Genomic DNA, 19,356 nt, shown 5'->3' on the forward strand with positions numbered 1-19,356 from the left:
TTTTTTTCATGCTCTTTCGTGGCTCAGGGAGTGACAGCAACATCGCCCGCAAGGGAGGGCGGCATGCCTTCTTCCCGCACGCGCCAGAAGGTAGCAAAGCGCGGTATGCCGCTGTCGTGCAGGCCGCGGTAGCGGTAGGTCACCCAGCTGCCAATGGCAGGTGGATCGCGGCGCTGCGCATCGCTCAAACCACTGCCCAGCTTGAAGTCGATGCCCTCGACCGTGCGGACCAAAAGGGCGCCGGTCATGCCTTCGTATTTGCCACGCCCGGGTGCATAGCCCATCACCTGGGCCTCGGCATCCTCATGCGGTTTGAGCTTGAGCACATCGCCGCTGCGCCCACTGCGGTAGACGGCGCTGGCCCTGTGCAGCATCAGCCCTTCACCCCCTTCGCGCACAATGCGCCGCATCTGTGCCATCAGCCGGGCCTCGTCGGTCTCTCGCCATTGCGGTGCAGCCTGTACCCAGGGTTGCTGCACGGCAGCCACAAACTGCGCAATGGCTGGCAGGCGCTCATTAAAACTGCCTGGTGCTGCGGGTGCGTCAAACACCATAAAGCGCAGGCCCTGCCAGTCTGCATCCGCAGGCACGGCTTTGCTGGTGATGGATTGGGCGTGGGCAAACTGGCCGCGCCCGGCCCATAGCTCGCCTTCCATCGGCGTTGCGGGCCAGCCGGCGGTGTACCAGGCGGGTGCGTTGATGGCGGTGCCTTGGCGTGTCGAGAGCGCTTGGCCATCCCAGTAGCCGCGCACGCCATCGTATTTCTCGCTCACCCAGTACTGCTGCAGATCCAGGCCACCGGGGTATTTTTGCGCAAGCCACAAGGCGGGTTTGTTGCTAGCCTGGGCCAGTGCCGCCCAGCAGCAGAGCAGGGCGGCCAGCCAGAGCTGGCGCCACCTGGGTGAGATATGGATATGCATGCAGCCCCCTCCAATAGCGACCGGGATGGTCGTCTATCTGCATGCTAGCGGCGGTAGTGTGAGGCTGTCACCCGCCGCTGTGGTTCTGCGCGGTAAGCAGATGTTGGGGCCTCCTGCTGAGGCCCCCCTTGGTTCAGTGGGGCCGCGATTGCAGGCGCGCGTACAGGCCGCCCAAGTCGATCAGCTGCTGATGGGTGCCTTGCTCGACCACCTGGCCGCGCTCCATCACCACCACACGGTCGGCATGTTCGATGGTGGACAAACGGTGGGCGATGACCAGGGTGGTGCGGCCCTGCATCAGGCGCGAGAGGGCTTCTTGCACCAGGCGCTCGGATTCGGTATCGAGCGCCGAGGTCGCTTCATCAAGGATCAGGATCGGCGCATCTTTGTACAGCGCCCGGGCAATCGCCAGGCGCTGGCGCTGGCCGCCAGACAGCTGGTTGGCATTGTGGCCGACGATGCTGTGGATGCCCTGGGGCTGGCGCTCGACAAAGTCCTGCAGGTTGGCGGCAGCCAGGCATTCGAGCAGGCGCTTTTCATCGATATCCTGGCCCAGCGCCACGTTGGCAGCGATGCTGTCGTTGAACATCACCACATCCTGGCTCACCATCGCAAACTGGCTGCGCAGGCTGTGCAGGTCCCAATCGGCCAGGGCCACACCATCGATGCTGATCTGGCCGTCGCTGGGTTCGATGAATCGCGGCAGCAGGTTGACCAGCGTGGTTTTGCCAGCGCCCGAGGGGCCCACCAGCGCCACCACTTCACCGGGGTGTATGGTCAGGCTCAGGTGGCGCAGTGCCGGGGCCTTGTCTTCGCCAAAGGCCACGCTGACATCCTGCAGCGCAATGGCGCCACGTGCTTGTGCGGTCTTGTAGCCGCCGCCTTGCTCGGCGGGGATCTCTTCGAGCAGGCCCAGGCCGCGCTCCAGCGCGGCAACGCCCCGGGTGAGCGGATTGGCCACATCGGCCAGGCGTCGGATCGGGGCAATCAGCATCAGCATGGCCGAGATAAAGGCCACAAAGCCGCCAACGGTCACATCCTTGGCATTGATGCCGGTGGTGCGGCTTTGCCACAGAGCGATGCAGATCACCGCCGACAGCGCAACAGCGGCCAGCAACTGGGTGAGCGGCGTCATCGCCGCCGATGCGATGGTGGCCTTGATGGCCAACTGGCGCAGCTTGCGGCTCAGAATCTGGAAGCGGCCGGACTGGCTGGACTGGGCGGCGTGGATGCGCACCATGCGGTGCGCGAGCACGTTTTCTTCGACCACATAGGCCAGCTCATCGGTCGCTTGCTGGCTGGCCTTGGTGATGTGGTAGAGGCGCTTGGAGAGCTTTTTCATGATCCACGACACGCTGGGCAGCAGCACGGCAACGATGAGAGTCAGCTGCCAGTTGAGGTAGAGCAGGTACATCAACAGCGCAATGACGGTGAAGCCATCGCGCGAGAGCATCAGCAAGGCCTGCACGATGAGGGTGGAGCCGTTTTGCACCTCATACACCACGGTGTTGGACAGCGCACTGGCCGACTGCTTGGTAAAGAGCCCCAGGTGCGCATCGAGCACCCGGCCAAAGAGGTTCTCGCGCAGGCGCATCATGCCGTCATTGGCGATGCGTGCCAGCGCATACTGGTTGATGAACTGCGCCAGGCCGCGGATGAAAAAGACGCCGACGATGGTCACCGGCACGGCCCACAGCGGCAAGGTGCCGCCGGTAAAGCCCTGGTCCAGCAAGGGCTTGAGCAAGGCCGGGATGGCGGGCTCGGTACCAGCTACAACGATGGTCGCGAGAATGGCGAGCACCCAGGTCCAGCGTTGGTAGCCAAAGTAGGGCGCCAGGCGCGACAGGCGTGCGCGCAGTGGCATCTGCGCAACGCTGCCAGCGGGTTTGGAGCCCTCGGTGCTGGCAGATGCCTCAGATGCACGTGCAGAAGATGGTTTTTCAGTTGTGGACATGTAGAGGTGATTCTAAAATGCACGGCTGTCGACGTTGGACGATAATAAAGAATTTGTGGGGTGTGTAACATCCTGCAGCCTTCAAGGCTTGTCATGCATAGCGCATTTATGATGGTCGGTAATGACTAAAACTCGCTTCCCATCTCTCATCTCGGAGGCGGCCAAGCCGCTATTCCATCGTCGTCACGTACTGGGAGCTGCGCTCGCAGCCCCTGCAGTTCCCGCCCTGGCGCAGTTCCGGGTTGAGATCAGTGGCGTTGGTATCAAGCAAATCCCCATTGCCTTGCCCAAGTTCCGGGGCGAAGATGCGTCGCCGCAAAAGATCTCTGCCATCGTGCAGGCCGATCTGATCCGCAGCGGTCTCTTCAAGCCCGTCGATGCATCGGGCGAGCAGCTGGACGAGAGCTCGCGCCCCGATGTGGCCAAGTGGTCGGCCGCCGGTGCCGAGTACCTGTCGGTGGGCAGTGTGAGCCGTGGCGCCAATGGCTTTGATGTGCGCTTCCGCTTATGGGATGCCGTCAAGGGCGCCGACATGGGCGGTCAAAGCTACAGCGTGCCGCAGGCCGATCTGCGCTTGGTCGCGCACAAGATCTCGGACTACATCTACGAAAAAATCACGGGCGAAAAGGGCGTATTCTCGACCCGTATCGCTTACGTGACCAAGGCCGGCCCCCGCTACACCTTGTGGGTGGCCGATTCGGATGGCGAGAATGCGCAGTCGGCACTGGCCAGCCCCGAGCCCATCATCTCGCCCACCTGGTCGCCTGCCGGCACGCAACTGGCCTATGTGTCGTTCGAGTCGCGCAAGCCCGTGGTCTATGTACACGAAGTCTCGTCCGGCCGCCGCCGCCTGATCGCCAATTTCCGGGGCTCCAACAGTGCGCCGGCCTGGTCGCCCGATGGCAGCACCTTGGCGGTGACCTTGAGCCGTGATGGCGGCTCGCAGCTCTACACCATCCCTTCGAGTGGTGGTGAGCCTCGCCGTCTGATGCAAAGCAGTGGCATCGACACCGAGCCCACCTATTCCAAGGATGGCCGCTATATCTACTTCGTCAGCGATCGTGGCGGTGCGCCGCAGATCTACCGCGTGGGCGCCCAAGGCGGCAGCGCAGAACGTGTGACGTTCAGCGGGTCCTACAACATTTCACCTTCCATCAGTCCTGATGGCAAGACACTTGCTTACATCACCCGCGCCGGTGGTGGATATAAATTGCAGGTGATGGATCTGGCTTCCAGCACCGTGTCGTCGGTGACCGACACCACGAGCGATGAAAGCCCCAGTTTTGCTCCGAACAGCCGACTCATCGTCTATGCAACCCGCGAAGGCGGTCGTGAAGCCCTCATGACCACGACGCTGGACGGCAAGATCAAGGCACGACTGGCAGGGCAGAGCGGAGACATACGGGAGCCCGATTGGGGCCCATACCAGCCCTAAGATTGGTTTTTGGCGAGTCAATTATTTTTATACGAGAAATTCGTTTCGGAGAGTTTTACATGTTGTCATTGAAGAAAGCTTCGCTGGCCCTGGTGGCCGCTGCCGTGTTGGCTGGTTGCAGCTCTGCGCCTCCGCTGGATAACGCACCTGTGGAAGACAAGGGTGCTGCTACCGCCGGTCAAGGCGCTGGTGCCGGTGGTGCTGGCCAAAGCACCGTCGGTGGTGTGGACCTGAACAACAGCGCAGCCAACGGCCAAGGCCCTGTCGGTGTTGCACGCATTGTGTACTTTGACTTCGACAGCTACTCGGTCAAGCCCGATGCGCAATCGATGCTGGATGCACACGCACGCTTCCTGAAGGCCAACCCATCGCGCAAGGTCATGCTCGAAGGCAACACCGACAACCGCGGTGGCCGTGAGTACAACCTGGCCCTGGGCCAAAAGCGTGCTGAAGCCGTGCGTCGTTCGCTGAACGTGCTGGGCGTGAGCGACAGCCAACTCGAAGCCGTGTCTTTCGGCAAGGAAAAGCTGGCTGCTGAAGGTAACTCGGAAGACGCGCACGCCCAAAACCGCCGCGTTGAACTGAACTACCGTTAATAGGGCTCCATGAACCTCACTCGCAGTACTCCCCGTTGGATTGCACTGGCCGCCTTGATGGCCTGTGCAAGCACCTCCCAAGCCGCTTTGTTTGAAGATGGCGACGCGCGTCGCGCCATCATTGAACTGCGCCAGCGTGTCGATCAGCTGACGCAAGGCAACAACCAAAATGGTGAGGACACCTCGCAAGTGCGTCGCAGCCTGCTGGATTTTCAATCGCAGATTGAATCCATGCGTGGCGAGATGAACAAGTTGCGCGGTGAAAACGAGACGCTGCGACGTGAGGTTGCCGATCTGAAGCGCGGTCAGACTGATTTGGCCAAGGGCGTTGAAGCCCGGCTCCAGCAGTTTGAACCCGTTTCGGTCACCGTAGATGGGCAGGAGTTCAAAGCCGATCCTGCCGAAAAGCGTGACTTTGAAGCCGCGCTTGGCGTGTTTCGCACCGGCAAGTTTGCCGATGCAGCCGGCGTGTTCAGCAGCTTCATCCAGCGCTACCCCAAGAGTGGCTATGTGCCATCGGCACGTTTTTGGCTGGGCAATGCGTACTACGCCACCCGCGACTACAAGCCCGCCATCGATAATTTCAAGCTGATCCTGGCCCAGGCGCCCGAGCATATGCGCGCGCCTGATTCGGCACTGTCCATTGCCAACTGCCAGATCGAGCTCAAGGACACCAAGGCCGCCCGCAAGACCTTGGAAGACCTGATTGCTGCCTACCCGCAAAGCGATGCGGCAGCGGCCGCCAAAGAGCGCCTCTCCAAGCTGAAGTGATATGAGTGCACCGTCTCCATCGGCGCCCGATCGGCAGGACGCCGAGGCGGACGTTGACACACAAAGGCGCTTTGGCGGCCTGGACCGCCTGTTTGGCGTAGCGCCTGCCGCGCAAATGCGCGCAAGCTGTATTGCAGTCATCGGCATCGGGGGCGTGGGCTCCTGGACTGCCGAGGCGCTGGCCCGCAGTGGCGTTGCCCGCCTGCGCCTGATCGATCTGGACAATGTGGCCGAGTCCAATATCAACCGCCAGATCCATGCATTGACCGACACCATTGGCATGGCCAAGGTCGATGCGATGCGCGACCGCATCCGCCAGATCAACCCCCATTGTGAAGTCGAGGTGGTGGAGGACTTTCTCACTGCCGAGAACTGCGCCGCATTGCTGGATGGCGTTGACGGCTTTGTCGACGCCTGCGACCAGGTACGGGCCAAGGCCGCGATGGCCAACTGGGGGCGGCGCAACCAGCGGCCTTTTGTCTGCATCGGTGCGGCAGGCGGCAAACGCCTGGCCTGGAAGGTGGAGCAGGCCGACCTGTCGCAGACCACGCATGACCCCTTGCTGGCCCAGGTGCGCTACCGCCTGCGCAAAGAATATGGTGCCCCCAAGGATGGCAAGAAGATGAATGTGGCCTGCATCTATAGCCAGGAGGCTGTTGCCGGCCCTGATCCCTCTTGCGCGGTCGATGGTGATGGCTCGCTGAACTGCCATGGCTATGGCTCGTCGGTGGCAGTGACGGCGACCTTCGGCATGTGCGCAGCCAGCTGGATTTTGGAAAAATTGGCGCATTCCCCAAAATGACAAAAAACCTACGCTATAATCTAAGTCTGTTGTGAGCAAGACCAGTTCTTAAGAATTTGTCAAGCAAACGCGGCGGGTCTTTAGCTCAGTCGGTAGAGCAGCGGACTTTTAATCCGTTGGTCGCGAGTTCGAATCTCGCAGGACCCACCAAATAAAATTTAAAGAAATCAAGCCCCTGTGCGAATAGCGCAGGGGCTTTTTTCTTGGTGGCTGATCCGCAATGCTCGGATCTATTGCGCAAGGCGTTTGCAGCGTTTGATCAGGCGTGTGACGCGGAAAAAAAAGCCACCGGCTGGGGTGGCTTGAATGCCCGCAGGGTAACGGGCGGGAGGGAGCTGTGCAAAGGGCTGATATGGTAGCCAGCCCGATGACTTCAGCTGATCCTATGCATGCGCTTGGGCAGGAGTTTGTCCCGGGTGTGAAGCACCATGTAACTTTTTGAAACTTTGGCAGTTTGCCCGAAGGAGCCCCGTCTCGCCTGTGCATGGGCAAGGTTGCCGTGTTCAATATGGGAAAGTGCGCTAAGCGGAGTCGTGGGCGCTTGGGCGCAGTCAGGAGGGGCAACTGGTACGAGCCCTTGTTCATGAGCATGCCACGCGGAGGGTGGGCGTTGCAGTCCATCGGCGGTATGGAACGGCCGTGATGGAGGCGCAGGGCTTTGCAATAGCCAAAGCCATGGGTGTGATGGCAAGACAAGGGTGCAGGCTTGTAGATATTGGGGCGCGCAAAGCGCCGGTCTGTGCAAGGTCTCCAAGCGCTGTCACCCCAGCGCAGCCTTGGTTACTTGAGGTCGTGCCGCCTCAGGGCATTCTGGGTGCGTCTGAAAAAGGGCAGGGCTTTGGATGGCTGGTCCAGATCGGTCTGCACAACATAGGCCTGCTGGGGGGGCGCATAGCGCTTGCCGGGAAACAGGCTTTCCTCTATTTTTCTAAAGGTTCTGGGGCCCACGCTGGGCATTTGCAGAAGCTTTTCCGGGTAGCTCTGGGCTACCTGTTCAATGGTGGTAATGCCATTTCTTGCGAGCACTCGCCACAAATGAGGCGGAAGCAAGCCTTGCAAGGTAGTAGTCGCATGGAACGATGGGTGTGCAGTGCTGGTATTCATCTCTCGCCATCCAACAAAGTGGAACTGAAACTCAGCAGCCGCCTGCACGCGGAGGTGAAGGGCTGCTGAGTTTGAAGCATAGAGAGAGTGCGTAACAATTGTTATCACTGAAAATAGTGAATTTGTTATTGCCGGCGCAGAAAGACGCAGCACGTCCGGGCTGGGATGGGCACTGCGGACGCAGTGTGGCTGTGAGCACGCTGGAGGCTTTGCGGCGCTTGCCCGCAACGACGGACCGTCCACCACCGGTGCTGCCCAGCCTAAGGTACAGGCCGGCAACCCGCTCAGCAGGGCGGTGCCTAAGGCTCCAGCCTGGCAGATCGGGAGAGCTGGTCGGTCAGGGTCAGCAGCGATGGGATTCTGTGCGCGCCCGCCATGCTGGCGACCCAGGCACTGGCTACCTGCGGGCTGACGCCGATCGCAGTCACAAACAAGGGACGCTGCGACTGGCCACGGCGCACTTGAACCACATCCGGGCAGGATGCAACCCCATGGAAGGCGGTCTTTGCGACGCCGATGACCGGAGCCGCGCCATCGAGGGCCTGGTAAAGGTGGGCACCCAGGCCGGCACGCTTTTCATCACCCAGCCACACATAGCCGTCGATGACGATGGCCTGGGGCAGTGAGGGTAGCGCTTGCAGAACCCTGAGCAAACAAGGAAGCTCGCGCTTGTAAAAGGCGCCAGGTTCATAGTCTTGTATGGCGTCGATGTGGGCGATGTAGTGGTGCAGCGCGGCTGGCGATGACCAGCTGCTCGCTGTGATGCAGGCCGCTTGCGCAGTTTGGCCCTGGTAGTGGACATCCAAGATGGCAATCATCGAACGAGCTCTTAGGTTGCGCTGCGACTATAGCTGATTGCTCGCATGCTTTGGATTGGCTTGAGCGCTGCGGAGCAAGCCCATCCCTTATCCCAGCTCCAGGTCCAGGCGCTGTTGGCCGTGCTGGTACAAGCGGTGCGAGGGGCAATAGGGCGACGATTGGGCGCTTGATCACTGCGGAAGTTCTGCATACCCTGGCCGCAAAAAAAGGCCACCCGAAGGTGGCCAGAGGCGCTGTAAAAAGCCGTTCCTGATCGCTCAGGCATGTTCATGCAAATATAGAGAGGGAGGGAGGATGGTGCATGAATCCGGCAAAATCATTAGATATATTCTATAGATTGATATAAATCGATTTTGCAAGGGTATTCCCTTGGATTGCAAAAAAAAGAGCCTGCGTTCAGCAGGCTCTCAAGGAATGACTAGCTAATACTTCGTTCTGGCACCCTCCCTATATCCATAAAATCATAAGCTATACCTATTGCCAGCGGGCCTTTGCAAAATAAACAACTGTCACGGCAAGCGTGTCAGAGTGTGAACTGGCGGCAGCGCAATGGCCGGCCTCGCGGACATTGGGCTGCTTTGTCCGCTGAGGCCAGCCATTCCGAGGCCCCTTGGCACATCCATGCCGGTGGAACTGGCTAGCGAGCCCTCGTGTACCCCTGGGTGGGTATCAGCTCCTCGGCCTGGCTTGCGCCACCAGCAAACACGGTGCTGGGCAAAAAATCAACCCAGCAGCAAGCTGCCTGCGTCCAGGGCAGGCGGTCGCAAAAGATCGTCGTTGACCCCCATGGCCAGGCTTGCGCGCTCGATGGCCTGCCAGAGGTTGGGGGGCATTTGCAGAATTTCTTCGGGGGAGCTGGACTGGTCAATCCAGGCGCTGATCTCGCCATGTTGGTCGTGGGTAAGCAGGTCCAGGCTCAGCATTTCGTCGATGGTTTTCATAAGGCTCAAGCGGTGTGCATGGCGAGATAACCGGAGTCACTCGCCCGTCGCAATCAAAAGGGAAATCCGGGCGGCGCGGAGAGAGGGCTAGGCCTGCTGCGAGTGCCAAGGAGGTGCTGCGGACGCAGGCTGGTATCCATGTGCTTGCGTGTCCGGGCTTCGGTTGCGTTGCGCTTGGGTGACCATGGAATCCTCCTTGAGCTATGCCCCACTGTAACCGGTTCCGGCTTGCGTGCAGGCGCATTGGCTGCCATGCAACACAATCGGAGGCAGCAAAGGCTGGGAGCACTGTCGCCAGGCGCGATACAGACCCTGCGTTAGCGCAGGGCGATGCCCATGAACGGGAGGCATTTCGCCCGACAATAGCGGCTGTAGAAAGATAAGGAAAAGCTGTGAGCCCTTCCCAAGAACATGCTGCGTTGATGGCCAGTTACCAAAAGCTGGTGGCCGAGGTGAACCAGAAAACGGCCCTGGTGCGTGTCGCATCGCTCAAAGGGCCTCAAGCCATGCGTGCTGCGATGGCGACTGCCGCAAAGGCTGAACGCCGGCGCGATGTGCTGGCCTCCAAGCTGGCAGCGCTCGGGGTGGTGGTGGGTGACTGACGCCAAACTGGCGCGTGCAGCCAAAAATCTGCCTGCGTAGGCAATGAAGGCGGTGCTGCGGCAAAGCACATAGGCGCTTGCCTTGGCGCAGCGATGCGCAAGAGCGGCATGAACCAGGCGCAGCAGACCGGCACTTGCGGCCAGCGCGCAATGCCCGCAGCGCTTAGGCTGGCGTGCAAAACGCCCGGTTGGGGTAGAGAATATCCGTGAGCACATGGTGTCCACGGGTCTGCAGCAGGTAGGTGCCTGGCCCGCCGTCAGCAATGGCCTGCTCCAGCAGTTGCAGAAATTGCTGGCGATGGTGGGCGTCATCGGGCAGCCAGGCAGAGGCGGCCACGGCGTTGTCCGCGCCGCTGCCTTTGGAATTGATCAACCTAATCTCTTTCATGTTGAACAATTCTCCATACGTGATTGACATTGTGCAAGCAGTTTTTGCTTGAGTTAGCAATGGTTAAAGAATCTCCGAATGAAAACATTCACATACTGTCAGGTTGTGGCAGCCCCATAAGCCCCTGTGTATTCAGCGTTTTTTGCGTTTTCTTGGTTTTTGATCAGCTTTCTGGGCAGTGATGATGGTGGTGGATTTTGATTGCGGATGTAACAATAAAATCTGTGGGCTGAACCCGCTATGCCGATCTTGGCTGGGCCTCAATGTGTTTGGGCAGCGCTGAATGCGCGCGCGGCAGGATTTTTCGCGCACAATGCTGCCTCTCGCAATGGCGTGCTTGTATTCTGGGCTTTGTGATGGCCGCTAGGCTGTTGGCAAGGGGGCAAGCACGCGGCGGATGCCGGGGTGCGCAGGGTTCCATCTGATGGATGCAAAAAATGCATCTAAAAGGAGAAGGGCTCAACCACTGCTTGCGGTGGCTTTAGAGGCATTTGCACACATTTGGTGCAAAGATGCCGATGGATGCCTCGCATAGGTGCAAAGGTCACTGTCTGCTAGCACATATGTGACATATTTGGCAATCCTTGGCATCCCTCTTGTGAGAGTTGGTTAGACCTATATGCTGTCTCCGCATCGCACTTGATAGTTGCTCTATTGGCAATGGTTGCGATCCATAGCTTGATTAAAAAAAGGATTCCGATATGAAGGTACCGTTTCGCCTCAACTCGATGGTGGTTGCATTTGGTTTGGCCGGCAGCATGCTGGCTGGCGCCGCCCAGGCTCAAAATATCAAGATTGGCGTGGTGATTCCTGCGACGGGTCCGCTGACCCAGTACGGCGACATGGTCAAGGAGGGTGTGGATACGGCGCTGGAGCAGATCAATGCCGCTGGCGGCATCAACGGCAACAAGCTCGAAGCGGTGATCGTTGACGACGCCTGCGAACCCAAGCAAGGCCCAGTGGCTGCCAACCGCGTGGTCAACGCCAAGATCCATTACGTGGTCGGCCCCGTGTGCTCGGGCGCTGCCATTGCTGCAGCTCCGATCTACAACAACGAAGGTGTGGTGGTCGTGACCCCATCGGCCACGTCGCCCGCACTGACCGAAGGCAAGAACTTCAGCTCGATCTTCCGCACCATTGGCCGTGACGACCAGCAAGGTCCTTTCGCTGCCAAGTTCATTGCCCAGAACGTCAAGCCCAAGAAGGTTGCCGTGCTGCATGACAAGCAATCCTACGGCCAGGGCATTGCCACGGCCGTGCGTGACACGCTCAAGGCCGACGGCGTGAACGTCGCGCTGTTCGAGGGTATCAACGCCGGTGACAGCGATTACTCGGCCGTGATCACCAAGCTGAAAAGCGCCGGCGTGGACTTTGTCTACTACGGTGGCTACCACCCAGAGATGGGCCTGCTGCTGCGCCAGTCGGCCGAGCAAGGCCTGAAGGTCCGCATCATGGGCCCTGAAGGCGTGGGCAATCCTGAAATCAACGCCATCGCCGGCCCTGCCGTGGAAGGCATGCTGGTGACCTTGCCTGCGGACTTCGCTTCCAACCCCAAGAATGCCGCCATCGTGAAGGCCTTCAAGGACAAGAAGCGCGATCCTTCCGGTTCGTTCCAGATGGGTTCGTACACCGCCGTGCAAGTCATTGCTGACTCGATCAAGGCCGTGGGCAATGATGGCGCCAAGGTGGCCAAGCACCTGCATACCGCAACCTTCGAAACCCCACTGGGCAAGCTCGCCTGGGATGCCAAGGGTGACCTGAAGTCCTACGACTTCCAGGTGTTCAGCTGGCACAAGGACGGCAGCAAGTCGCCTGCAACCAAGTAAGTGTTTGGCAAAAGCATGGCTCTAAAACATAGAGCCATGCTTTTTTATTTTGGCGGCCACAAGCGCCAATGGAATTGGGTTGGTACGGTATGAACGATTTTTTGCCCCAATTCATACAACAGTTGTTCAATGGTCTGTCACTGGGCGCGATCTACGCGCTGGTGGCCATTGGCTACACGATGGTGTATGGAATTATCGGAATGATTAATTTCGCCCACGGCGAGATTTATATGATTGCGGCCTATATCGGCCTGGTGACCTTGTCGGCCATCGGCACGCAAAGCGGGCTGCCGGTCTTTGTGGTGATTGGTGCCATGCTGCTGGTGGCCGTGGTGCTCACCGGGGTCTATGGCTATGTGGTCGAGCAGGTGGCCTACAAGCCCTTGCGCAGCAGCCCCCGTCTGGTGGCCCTGATCTCGGCCATCGGTATGTCGATCTTCTTGCAAAACTGGGTGGCCCTGGGCCAGGGTGCGCGCGATATGGCGGTGCCTTCGTTATTGCCTGGTGCATTCAACTTTCACATGGGTGATTTCGAGGTCTTTGTGCCTTACACCCGCGTTTTGATCATTGTGGTGGCCGTGGTGCTGATGGCCGCGCTGACCTTCTACATCCGCCACTCGCGCATGGGCCGCGCCTCGCGCGCCTGCTCGCAAGACATGCAGATGGCCAATCTGTTGGGCATTGACACCAACAAGGTGGTGTCGTTCACCTTCATCCTGGGCGCGGTGCTGGCTGCCGTGGGCGGCGTGCTGATTGCGCTGGCGATTGGCAAGCTCAACCCCTATATCGGTTTTGTCGCGGGCATCAAGGCCTTTACTGCAGCCGTGCTGGGCGGTATCGGCAGCATTCCGGGTGCGATGCTGGGCGGCGTGCTGCTGGGCATTGCCGAGACCATGGCTGCCGCCTATATCTCGTCCGAGTACAAGGACATCGTCGCCTTTGGTCTGCTGGTGCTGATCCTGCTCTTCCGCCCCACGGGCCTGTTGGGCAAGCCTGAAGTGGAGAAAGTCTGATGGTGAAAGCGAACATCAAGAACGCCATCATCTCGGCCGTGCTGGCCGCTTTGGTGGTGGTCCCCATCTTTGGCCTGCACCTGGAGCGCAAGGGCGGCCAGAACTACATTGAGCCGCACTGGAACCTGGTGATCTGGGGCTTTGTCATCGTGCTGGTGCTGCAGCTGGTCAAGCCACTGCTGGGTAAGCATATGGCCCGGGTGCAGGCGCCGCGCCTGCCCGAGGTCAGCGCCCGCATGCGCATGACATTGATGTGGCTGGTGATTGTGGCGGCCATTGCCTGGCCGTTTTTCAGCGGCCGCAACGCGGTCGATATCGCCACCCTGGCGCTGATCTATGTGATGCTCGGCCTGGGCCTGAACATCGTGGTCGGCTTTGCCGGTCTGCTGGATCTGGGCTTTGTCGGCTTTTATGCCGTGGGCGCCTATACCTACGCCTTGCTGTTCCACTGGGCCGGCTGGTCGTTCTGGGAAGCGCTGCCGCTGTCCGGCGCAGCCGCTGCCTTGTTCGGCTTTTTGCTTGGCTTTCCGGTGCTGCGCCTGCGCGGCGATTACCTGGCGATCGTGACCTTGGGCTTTGGCGAAATCATCCGCCTGCTGCTGGTCAACCTGGTGGACTTCACCGGCGGGCCGGACGGCATCTCGAGCATTCCCAAGCCCACCTTCCTGGGCTTTGAGCTGACCCGCTCGGCCTCGCAAGAGGGTGCGCAGACCTTGCAGCAGTTCCTGGGCATCGAGTTCAACACCATGCACATGGTGGTCTTTCTGTACCTGCTGGCGCTGGGCCTGGCCCTGGTCACCCTGTGGATCAGCAACCGCCTGATCCGCATGCCGATTGGCCGCGCCTGGGAAGCGCTGCGTGAAGACGAAGTCGCTTGCCGCTCGCTGGGCATGAATCCCACCAAGATCAAGCTCTCGGCCTTCACCTTGGGCGCCATGTTTGCCGGTTTTGGCGGTGCATTCTTTGCCGCGCGCCAGGGCATTGTCAGCCCCGAGTCGTTCAGCTTCATCGAGTCGGCCCTGATCCTGGCCATCGTGGTGCTGGGCGGCATGGGCTCGCAGATCGGCGTCGTCGTGGCCGCGATCCTGATCACGGTGCTGCCCGAGCTGGCACGCGAGTTCTCGGAATACCGCATGCTGATTTTCGGCCTGGTGATGATCTTGATGATGGTCTGGCGTCCGCAGGGCTTGTTCCCGATGAAGCGCCACCATGAAGAGTTGAAGCAATGACCGTAAACACGGAAAACGCAAACAGGGAGAAGTGTTTATGAGTCAAAGCATATTGAAGGTCGAAGGCCTGTGCATGCGCTTTGGCGGCTTGCTCGCGGTCGACCAGGTCGCGCTCGATGTCAAGCCGCAAGAGGTATTCGCCATCATTGGCCCCAATGGCGCGGGCAAGACCACCGTGTTCAACTGCATCAGCGGTTTCTACAAGCCCACGGCCGGTACCGTGTCGCTGGGCGGGCAGTCGATTGCCGGCCTTGCCAGCCATGAGGTGGCCAACCACGGCGTGGTGCGTACCTTCCAGAACGTGCGCCTGTTCAAGGGCATGACGGTGCTGGAGAACCTGCTGGTGGCCCAGCACCAGCAGATCAAGCGCAATCTGCTGTCGGGCCTGTTCAAGACCAAGGCCTACCGTGCGGCCGAAGAGCACGCCAAGGAGCAAGCGGCCCACTGGCTGGATGTGATGGGCCTGCGTGCCTTTACCAACCGCGAGGCGGGCAACCTGGCCTATGGCCACCAGCGCCGGCTGGAGATTGCGCGCTGCATGATCACCAAGCCCAAGCTGCTGATGCTCGACGAGCCCGCAGCGGGCCTGAACCCCCAGGAAAAGGTGGAGCTGCAGCACCTCATCGACCGCTTGCGCCGCGAATACGGCGTGACCGTGCTGCTGATCGAGCACGACATGAGCCTGGTGATGGGCGTGTCCGAGCGCATCCTGGTGATGGAGTATGGCAAGCCGATTGCACTGGGTGTGCCGGAGGTCATTCGCAATGACGAACGCGTGATCAAGGCATACCTGGGAGAGTCCTGATGCAGCCGATGTTGGAAATCAAGAATATCAGCACGCATTACGGTGCGATTTGTGCAGTCAACGATGTGAGCCTGCATGTCAATGAGGGGGAGATCGTCTCGCTGATCGGCAGCAATGGCGCGGGCAAGACCACCTTGCTGATGAGCGTCTGCGGCAACCCCTGTGCCACCACGGGCTCGATCAAGTTTGAGGGCGAAGAGCTGGTGGGCCAGTCCTCGCACCTGATCATGCGCAAGGGCATTGCGATCTCGCCCGAAGGCCGCCGTGTGTTCAAGGACCTGACGGTCATGGAGAATCTGCAGATGGGCGCGTTCTTCTTGAACAAGCAGGAGATTGCGCACGGTATCGACTATGTCTACGGGCTCTTTCCCCGCCTCAAGGAACGAGCCGAGCAGCGCGCCGGCACCATGTCGGGCGGCGAGCAGCAAATGCTGGCCATTGGCCGGGCGCTGATGAGCAAGCCGCGCCTGCTGCTGCTCGATGAACCTACGCTGGGGCTGGCGCCGCTGATCATTGCGCAGATCTTCGAGATCATCAAGGCCGTGCGTGAGCAGGGCGTGACCGTGTTCCTGGTCGAGCAAAACGCCAACCAGGCGCTGCAGATCGCCGACCGGGGCTATGTGCTGGAGACCGGCAAGGTCACCTTGGAGGACTCTGGCGTCAACCTGCTGCGCAACCAGGACATCCGCAAGGCCTACCTGGGCGGCTGATCCGCGCAGCTACCCAAAGCCAAAACCGCTCCTGGCTGCATGGCCAGGAGCGGTTTTTTATGGGCCGAACGCTGCTTTAGCGCTGGTAGTAGGCCTGGATGATGCGGCAGGCCTCATGCACATCGTCGGTGATGTGGAAGAGCTTGACGTTCTCGGGCGAGATGGTGCCGTACTCGATCATCACATCGAAGTTGAGCATGCGCGACCAGAAATCCACGCCAAACAGCACAATCGGCACGCCCTTGGCCTTGTGGGTCTGCACCAGGGTCAGCACCTCGAACAGCTCATCCATCGTGCCAAAGCCGCCGGGAAACACCACCAGGGCGCGTGCGCGCATCATCAGGTGCATCTTGCGCAGCGCAAAGTAGTGGAACTTGAAGCACAGCGCCGGCGTGATGTAGCGGTTGCCCGACTGCTCATGGGGCAAGGTGATGTTCATGCCGACATTGGGCGCATGCTCTTCGGAGGCGCCGCGGTTGGCCGCTTCCATGATGCCGGGGCCGCCGCCGGTGCAGATATAGAGGCGGTCTTCGAGCTTCTGGGTTTCGCTGAACTTGGCCACCAGGCGCGCAAAGCGGCGCGCGGCATCGTAGTAGCGGCTGGTGGTGACGGCGCGCTGCGCCACGGCAATCGCCTGGGCATCGCCCTGGGCCTGGGCGGCAGCCAGCAGTACCTCGGCCTCTTCGGGCGCGACAAAGCGGGCGCTGCCAAACACCACCACAGTGTTGTTGATGCCCTGGGCGGTCAGCTCCAGATCGGGCTTGAGCATCTCGAGCTGAAAGCGGATCGAGCGGGTCTCGCGGCGGCTCAGAAACTCGGGGTCGGCAAAGGCCAGGCGGTAAGAGTCGCGCTTGGCAGCCTGCTCTGGCGGCATGTCGGCGCCGAACAGGTTCCAGTCATGCGCCATGACTTGTTCGTCGAGTTGGGTGTTGGCGTCCATGGTCTTCTCCAGCTTTCACAATGCCAGTGCCCGGCAGGCACCAGCGTTCACAAAAAACACAAGCAGCGCAAGCGGGGCCTGCGCTGCTACTGAATATAGAGCGATTTGGGCATGCACTAGCGGCAATGCCTTAAAAAATACGCCTTAGGGATTCTCAGCGCCCGCCCCACAGTGCCTGGCCGGTTGCCAGGCCCAGGGCCGTCAAGGCCAGCGAGCCCAGCAGGTGCAGGTTGCACTGCAGCAGCGCCAGGCCGTAGCGCTGGGCCTGCAGCATCGAGACCGTCTCGGCAGAGAAGCTGGAAAAGGTGGTGAGGGCGCCCAGAAAACCGGTGATCAGCACCAGGCGCCAGACCGGGTCGATGCCTGGGGAGTTTTGGAACAGGGCCACCAGCAGCCCGATGGCATAGCCGCCCACCAGGTTGGCTGCCAAGGTGCCCCAGGGCAGCAAGGCATGGGGCTGGTTGAGCCAGCGGCCCAGTTGCCAGCGTGCCAGCGCGCCCAGGCAGGCGCCAATCGATATGCCAAGAACATTCCACATGGCAGGCAGCTTAGCAGGGCGCAGCTGCACTGCGTGAAAAATCGGTGCCAGGCCCGTGATGCTCACCAGCTCAGCGCGTTGGCACAATGTCCTGCCAGGCGGCATAGGCGGCCAGCACCGCAGCGCGTTGAACGGTATGCGCAAAAACCAGCGCGTCGCCCACCACCGTCTGGTCCGGAAACTCGGTGATCAGGCTCACGGGGGTCAGGCCGTGGTTGTCGACCTGCATGGTGCAGGGCGTGCCGTGCCGCAGCTCAAACGGTTGGCGGCCGGAATGGCGTTGGTACAGCGCCAATTGGCGGCGGTTGTATTCTGGCAAACCTGCCACCTGCAGCAGGGCCTGCGCCACCCGTTCGGCGAGAGCCTCTGCCTGCGGCTGCCAGTCTTCCTGGTAGCGCAGAATCAGGAAAAAGCCCTTGGGAATGGTCCAGAGGTCAAAGCCCTGCGGCACATAGCCGGACAGGGGTCGCGTCCATTCATGGGCCGGGTAGCCATGCAGGCTCAGGTGCAACTGCGCGCCACTGGCAGCAATCGCATCACGCCGCAGGGCGCCTTCGTACCAGGGGGCATGGTCGCGGTAGGCCAGGTCATCGCCCAGCGCGGTGTAGCGCGCTGCATGGTGCATCTGCTCGGGGGCATAGCGGCAGTACCACTGGTGCAGGTCGTAGCCGTCGGGGTTCTCGACAGGGATATAGGCAAAGTGGCTGTCCGCCCGCTGCGCCAGTGCCAGCGCACCACGCAGCGCGCCTGTCACGCCCGATATCTCGTTGGCATGCTGGCCGCCACTCAGCACCACCGGGTGCTCGCTGCCCTTTTTATAAGTGGCAGCAATGGGGCGGCCTTGCACGCTCTGGCCCTGGCAGGCGCTGCCATAAGCGGAAAACAGCGGCTGGACCAGCGCATCCATCTGGGCCAGGCTCGGCGCGCGCTGTAGCTGCGCTGCGGCTGCATCGGCCTGGGCCATGCTGTGGGGGCTGAGGGCAGCCGCAGGCAGGCCGTTATCCACCTCGGGCAAAGGCTCGCTCAGGGCCAGTGCGCGGATCTGCAAGCCCACCGTGGACAGCTCCAGCGGGTGCGATTGGGTGGCGATCCGGATGTCCGGCACGATCTGGCCCGGTTGCAGGCGGCGGTCACCGGCTGCGCGGCCTGACAGCTTTTGGAAATGCTCCAGCAGCGAGAAATACAGGTCCTCGTGCATGGCTTCGGGCGTGCTCATGGTCTCGTCCGTGCCGGCAATCGCTTGCTCAAAACCAGGCAGTTGCATGGCGATATGCAGGCGGCCAAAGAAGGGCTCGGTCTTGGGCCAGCCATGCTGCTCAATGGCCTGCATGGCTTGGGCATAGGCCGCTTCATAGTCGGTGAGTACAGCGGTATCGTGCACGATGCGCCCCTGGGCATCATGCGCCTGCTGCCAGCCGCAGGGGGTGATGCCGCTGCTGCCGTGCGCCGATTGGAAAGGCCGGTTGGGCGCGAACACCTGCAGGCTTTGTGTGCGCCCATCCTGGTAGCGCAGCGCCAATGTGTAGCTGCTGTTGTGCTGGCCGGCCTCCATCTGCAGCTCGACACCGGGCGGCAGCATCGCGGCCAGCGGGTAGGCCTCCAGCATGAAACGGTTGGCGGCGGCATCTGCATGCAGCGGGTAGTGCAGCTGCAGGCTTTGCAGCCCGGTGGTGTCCAGCTCTTCCAGCACCGCATGTACCAGCGGCTTGTAGGCGCTGCGGATGCGGGCGCGGATGCCTTGCTTGGCCAGTTGCTCTTCAGCCGCCCGGCGCGCATCCACGCCTTCAAAACACCAGAGCTGCCAAGCCAGCTCGGGCTGCGGATGGGCCAGGCGTTCAGCCAGCCATTGGCTGAGCGTGCGGTTGAGGGTGTGGGAGAGCAAAAGCGTCATGGCGGGGCCTGGGGTGTGGATGCGGGTGGTCCACCAGCATAGAACAAGCGCGCTGTTCCTGCTGTCCCCTGG

19 protein-coding genes and 1 tRNA gene are annotated in these 19,356 nt (G+C 61.0%); 12 read left to right on the forward strand and 8 right to left on the reverse strand.

Annotation, left to right across the window (positions count from 1 at the left end):
* Positions 1 to 23 precede the first annotated feature (23 nt).
* Positions 24 to 920: a DNA ligase gene (locus tag WH303_RS08350; RefSeq protein ID WP_339517931.1), complete on the reverse strand. Its 897-nt coding sequence runs from the start codon at positions 918 to 920 to the stop codon at positions 24 to 26.
* A gap of 133 nt (positions 921 to 1,053) precedes the next feature.
* Positions 1,054 to 2,784, reverse strand: a complete 1,731-nt coding sequence (gene msbA, locus WH303_RS08355) for a lipid A export permease/ATP-binding protein MsbA (RefSeq protein WP_339518215.1) — start codon at positions 2,782 to 2,784, stop codon at positions 1,054 to 1,056.
* Positions 2,785 to 2,995: 211 nt separating this feature from the next.
* Between msbA and tolB the strand changes: the two genes are divergently transcribed.
* From tolB to WH303_RS08385, 6 genes are all read left to right on the forward strand, one after another.
* Positions 2,996 to 4,309: a Tol-Pal system beta propeller repeat protein TolB gene (gene tolB, locus WH303_RS08360; protein ID WP_339517932.1), complete on the forward strand. Its 1,314-nt coding sequence runs from the start codon at positions 2,996 to 2,998 to the stop codon at positions 4,307 to 4,309.
* Positions 4,310 to 4,368: 59 nt separating this feature from the next.
* Positions 4,369 to 4,905, forward strand: a complete 537-nt coding sequence (gene pal / locus WH303_RS08365; protein WP_312989465.1) for a peptidoglycan-associated lipoprotein Pal — start codon at positions 4,369 to 4,371, stop codon at positions 4,903 to 4,905.
* 9 nt (positions 4,906 to 4,914) lie between these two features.
* Positions 4,915 to 5,676, forward strand: coding sequence for a tol-pal system protein YbgF (gene ybgF, locus WH303_RS08370; protein WP_027011353.1), 762 nt, complete (start codon positions 4,915 to 4,917; stop codon positions 5,674 to 5,676).
* Between the two features lies 1 nt (position 5,677).
* Positions 5,678 to 6,478, forward strand: a complete 801-nt coding sequence (locus WH303_RS08375; protein WP_339517934.1) for a tRNA threonylcarbamoyladenosine dehydratase — start codon at positions 5,678 to 5,680, stop codon at positions 6,476 to 6,478.
* A gap of 74 nt (positions 6,479 to 6,552) precedes the next feature.
* Positions 6,553 to 6,628 (forward strand) — tRNA-Lys (locus tag WH303_RS08380).
* A gap of 489 nt (positions 6,629 to 7,117) precedes the next feature.
* Positions 7,118 to 7,651 (forward strand): hypothetical protein, encoded by a 534-nt coding sequence (locus tag WH303_RS08385; RefSeq protein WP_339517936.1) that lies wholly within the window; start codon positions 7,118 to 7,120, stop codon positions 7,649 to 7,651.
* Between the two features lie 230 nt (positions 7,652 to 7,881).
* On the opposite strand, the gene WH303_RS08390 is transcribed toward WH303_RS08385, so the two are convergent.
* Positions 7,882 to 8,400 carry an endonuclease V gene (locus WH303_RS08390; protein ID WP_339517937.1) on the reverse strand — a complete coding sequence of 173 codons (519 nt, stop codon included), beginning with the start codon at positions 8,398 to 8,400 and terminating at the stop codon, positions 7,882 to 7,884.
* A gap of 723 nt (positions 8,401 to 9,123) precedes the next feature.
* Positions 9,124 to 9,342, reverse strand: a complete 219-nt coding sequence (locus WH303_RS08395) for a hypothetical protein (protein WP_021028274.1) — start codon at positions 9,340 to 9,342, stop codon at positions 9,124 to 9,126.
* 392 nt (positions 9,343 to 9,734) lie between these two features.
* On the opposite strand from WH303_RS08395, the gene WH303_RS08400 reads away from it, so the two are divergent.
* Positions 9,735 to 9,944, forward strand: a complete 210-nt coding sequence (locus WH303_RS08400; RefSeq protein ID WP_021028273.1) for a hypothetical protein — start codon at positions 9,735 to 9,737, stop codon at positions 9,942 to 9,944.
* A 163-nt stretch (positions 9,945 to 10,107) separates the two neighbouring features.
* Here the strand turns inward: WH303_RS08400 and WH303_RS08405 are convergent, their stop codons facing one another.
* Positions 10,108 to 10,317 (reverse strand): hypothetical protein, encoded by a 210-nt coding sequence (locus tag WH303_RS08405; protein WP_339517939.1) that lies wholly within the window; start codon positions 10,315 to 10,317, stop codon positions 10,108 to 10,110.
* 716 nt (positions 10,318 to 11,033) lie between these two features.
* Between WH303_RS08405 and WH303_RS08410 the strand changes: the two genes are divergently transcribed.
* The 5 genes from WH303_RS08410 to WH303_RS08430 all read left to right on the forward strand — a co-directional run bounded on the left by WH303_RS08410 (position 11,034) and on the right by WH303_RS08430 (position 15,915).
* Positions 11,034 to 12,158: a branched-chain amino acid ABC transporter substrate-binding protein gene (locus tag WH303_RS08410; RefSeq protein WP_021028271.1), complete on the forward strand. Its 1,125-nt coding sequence runs from the start codon at positions 11,034 to 11,036 to the stop codon at positions 12,156 to 12,158.
* An 89-nt stretch (positions 12,159 to 12,247) separates the two neighbouring features.
* Positions 12,248 to 13,171, forward strand: a complete 924-nt coding sequence (gene livH / locus WH303_RS08415; RefSeq protein ID WP_027011204.1) for a high-affinity branched-chain amino acid ABC transporter permease LivH — start codon at positions 12,248 to 12,250, stop codon at positions 13,169 to 13,171.
* Positions 13,168 to 14,400 (forward strand): high-affinity branched-chain amino acid ABC transporter permease LivM, encoded by a 1,233-nt coding sequence (locus tag WH303_RS08420; RefSeq protein ID WP_373604934.1) that lies wholly within the window; start codon positions 13,168 to 13,170, stop codon positions 14,398 to 14,400. Before livH ends, WH303_RS08420 begins: the two co-directional genes overlap by 4 nt.
* Before the next feature lie 37 nt (positions 14,401 to 14,437).
* Complete coding sequence (livG, locus tag WH303_RS08425) at positions 14,438 to 15,205, forward strand: high-affinity branched-chain amino acid ABC transporter ATP-binding protein LivG (RefSeq protein ID WP_260719483.1); 768 nt, start codon at positions 14,438 to 14,440, stop codon at positions 15,203 to 15,205.
* A gap of 8 nt (positions 15,206 to 15,213) precedes the next feature.
* Positions 15,214 to 15,915: an ABC transporter ATP-binding protein gene (locus WH303_RS08430; protein ID WP_116927423.1), complete on the forward strand. Its 702-nt coding sequence runs from the start codon at positions 15,214 to 15,216 to the stop codon at positions 15,913 to 15,915.
* A gap of 76 nt (positions 15,916 to 15,991) precedes the next feature.
* Here the strand turns inward: WH303_RS08430 and WH303_RS08435 are convergent, their stop codons facing one another.
* The 3 genes from WH303_RS08435 to WH303_RS08445 form a co-directional block, all read right to left on the reverse strand.
* Positions 15,992 to 16,855, reverse strand: a complete 864-nt coding sequence (locus tag WH303_RS08435) for an LOG family protein (protein WP_021028266.1) — start codon at positions 16,853 to 16,855, stop codon at positions 15,992 to 15,994.
* Positions 16,856 to 17,009: 154 nt separating this feature from the next.
* Entirely contained in the window at positions 17,010 to 17,393 is a 384-nt protein-coding gene (gene crcB, locus WH303_RS08440; RefSeq protein WP_339517944.1) for a fluoride efflux transporter CrcB, read from the reverse strand.
* Between the two features lie 70 nt (positions 17,394 to 17,463).
* Positions 17,464 to 19,284: a peptidase M14 gene (locus tag WH303_RS08445; protein WP_339517946.1), complete on the reverse strand. Its 1,821-nt coding sequence runs from the start codon at positions 19,282 to 19,284 to the stop codon at positions 17,464 to 17,466.
* Between the last annotated feature and the right edge of the window lie 72 nt (positions 19,285 to 19,356).

Origin of the sequence: Comamonas sp. MYb69, from assembly GCF_037479315.1 — a bacterium.
GTDB lineage: Bacteria > Pseudomonadota > Gammaproteobacteria > Burkholderiales > Burkholderiaceae_C > Comamonas.